Source organism: Psychroserpens sp. XS_ASV72 (genome assembly GCF_041224425.1).
Lineage (GTDB): Bacteria > Bacteroidota > Bacteroidia > Flavobacteriales > Flavobacteriaceae > Psychroserpens.
The window spans coordinates 1-263 of record NZ_JBGFGL010000008.1 but is presented as its reverse complement, the minus strand read 5'-3'; the positions used below and the strand labels follow the sequence as shown (position 1 = coordinate 263).

General features: G+C 46.8%; 1 protein-coding gene. It reads right to left on the bottom strand.

The window, feature by feature from the left end; genetic code table 11:
- Positions 1-263 (bottom strand): hypothetical protein (locus AB9K26_RS00025; protein WP_369970509.1); only part of this gene is annotated, 263 nt, incomplete at both ends.

Genomic DNA, 263 nt, shown 5'->3' with positions numbered 1-263 from the left:
GTCTCAACGGTCACTACAACCGCGTCGGTCGATTCACAGCCGTTTGAGAAACCTGTCACTGTATATGTCGTAGTAGTATTTGGCGATACCGAAATAGCGGACGTGGTTTCACCTGTGCTCCACTCATAGGAATCAGCTCCTGTAGCCGTTAAGGTGACACTCTCTCCTTCAGTAATCGTCACGTCTGATCCAGCATCTGTATTTGGCAAATCATTTACCGTTACAATGACATCGTCAGTATCTGAAGCGGTTCCCATTGTATT